Below are 2,276 nucleotides of genomic sequence, written 5' to 3'. Positions count from 1 at the left end.
ATTGGTGCAATCTACAATAAGCGGCAAACTGCCTTAAACAGCCTATATATACATCTATGGTACGCTGTGCATAGTTGCGTTGCAGCATTTTTTGCTCTATAAACTCATATGCAGTTACCACTTTCATACTACGAATGTAACGCAGAAAATAATAATAATTAGAAAAAGTTAAAACTTAGCTGTATATTAACCGTTAAAAACGGATAATAGCTAAAGTCTTTATATTAAAGGAATATAACTAATGAATAAATGTAAAATTTGTAAAAAAGAAATTAAAGGAAGAAGTGATAAATTGTTTTGCTCTAATGCCTGCAAAAATTATTACCATACAAATTTACGAAAGGTAACCAAAGGTGTTGCTTTTGAAATTGATAAGATTTTGCACCGCAATAGAAGTATTTTATTAGAGATAATAGGCAAACACAAAACACAGATAAAAACTCAACGCATGGTATTGGATAAAAAGAAATTTTCTTATAAATATCACACACATATAAACGTAAACTCGCAGGGAAAAACGTTTTATTGGCTTTATGATTTGGCATGGATGGCATTTAGCAATGATGAAATTTTGATAGTAAAGAAAAGGTAATGTTATACCTATTAGGAATATATAATAGTCCAATCTCGGCTACTTAACCTATTTGGTTACATTTGTATTTTTGACTTTGAGATTCCTGCCTCCGCACCATGTCTGCCGATACCTGTCTGCCGATAGGTAGAAATAGAGGAATGACAAACGAGACAGAAAAAAAACTCTCCCCAAAACGTCATTACCGTGCATACGGTAATCCCGAACAATAATGAGATTGCTTCACTCTGTTCGCAAAGACGAACCTACATAAACACGTCCTTGCGAGTGAGGTACGAACGAAGCAATCTAAAGAGTTTGATTTAATATAGACAGCTACAGATTGCTTCACTCCGTTCGCAAAGACGAACCTACATAAACACGTCCTTGCGAGTGAGGTACGAACGAAGCAATCTCTACAATAATAATTAAACCTGTCAAGTTAAAAAATATTACGTCCGCCATTAATTAGACATTAACAATTAATATTTTTTTACCCCTTTTCTAAAACTTGGCATTTTAATTGATTTACAAGTTTTTAAAATTCCTATTACCATGAAAAATATCATTTTAGTAAGTAGCCTTATCCTATTGTTTTCTTCTTGCAAAACACTTGTACCCTTTACAGAAAATCTTAAAGTAGAAAATAAGTGGTCTGACAATGAGCTTAAAAGCATTCAGTTTTATAATTCTAACACCATAATTTTACATAGAGAGCTTAACAACAATGAAACAGGCATAGAATCGGGAAAAATAAAAATAATAGACGGTAAAGAAGTTGAAGAAATAATTATTCAAGCTAAAACTCCCGGAGTTGTAACATCTCTACCCTCTAATAAAGTAGCCATAAGTTTTGAACTTGACGACAGCCATTTCCTTGTGTTTGGCATTGACCCAAAAAGAAATAACAGATATTACTTGCGACTTAAAGAAAAATACAACCCAAATACGGGAGCAAAAGTAACGTACAACAATAAAGTATATCAAATATCTAATGGCTCACTAAATTCTTTTTTAATGGTAAATCTCAAAAAAATTAATAAAGAACAAAGAAATCTGAGAGTGGCAAAAGGTAGAAAATTATAAGTATCTACCTCATTATCAACAAATATCCACATGTAGTTGTATCTTTTTTATTCATTTAAGGTTAAAAATACTATGAATAGCGTATATTTGCACACCTTAAACGTAAAACTACAAAAAAGTATATATAAATGGCAGTAATTGGAACCATAAGACAACGACTAGGCGGATTGCTAATCGTTTTGATAGCCTTTGCTATGTTGGCATTTATTTTAATGGACATGGGAGGTGCTAAAAATGGTCCTCAAAGAGCAGGAACAGCACTATTAAAAGTAAATGGAGAAGAAATTCCTTACAGAGCATTTGAAGACAGACTAAAAGCTAATGAACAATTCATGCTTCAAAACTTAATACAACAAGGTCAGTTGGAGGCAGGAAGTTCTTTATCTGAGCAACAAAGAGAAATGGTACGTAGCAGTACTTACAATGAAATGCTTGGCGAAACCCTAAAAAACGAAACCTATAAAAAATTAGGTATTCAAGTGGATGACGAAGAGCAAAAAGCATTATTTTTTGTAGATGAATTTCAACATCCTTCTATAAAAAGTTCTTTTGCTGACGAAACCGGAAAATTTAGCCAACAAAGATTTGAACAATACATTAAAACTTTAGGTGCACCAGA

General features: G+C 32.5%; 3 protein-coding genes. All 3 read left to right on the top strand.

Annotated features, from left to right (window positions below):
- The first annotated feature begins 241 nt into the window (after window positions 1-241).
- Window positions 242-592: a hypothetical protein gene (locus H6578_12495; protein ID MCB9227973.1), complete on the top strand. Its 351-nt coding sequence runs from the start codon at window positions 242-244 to the stop codon at window positions 590-592.
- Window positions 593-1,126: 534 nt separating this feature from the next.
- On the top strand, window positions 1,127-1,657 hold the full coding sequence (locus H6578_12490; protein ID MCB9227972.1) for a hypothetical protein: 531 nt from the start codon (window positions 1,127-1,129) through the stop codon (window positions 1,655-1,657).
- A 128-nt stretch (window positions 1,658-1,785) separates the two neighbouring features.
- Window positions 1,786-2,276, top strand: a 491-nt coding sequence (locus H6578_12485) for a SurA N-terminal domain-containing protein (protein ID MCB9227971.1), incomplete at its 3' end; no start/stop codon positions are given.

It is taken from the genome of Chitinophagales bacterium (assembly GCA_020635995.1).
GTDB lineage: Bacteria > Bacteroidota > Bacteroidia > Chitinophagales > UBA8649 > JAFMKE01.
This window is presented reverse-complemented; position numbering and strand designations above follow the sequence as displayed.

What these genes read in the sequence shown, in the direction of transcription:
- H6578_12490 (MCB9227972.1), top strand. Translation starts at nt 1,127, where the DNA reads ATGAAAAATATCATTTTAGTAAGTAGCCTTATCCTATTGTTTTCTTCT.
- H6578_12495 (MCB9227973.1), top strand. Translation starts at nt 242, where the DNA reads ATGAATAAATGTAAAATTTGTAAAAAAGAAATTAAAGGAAGAAGTGAT.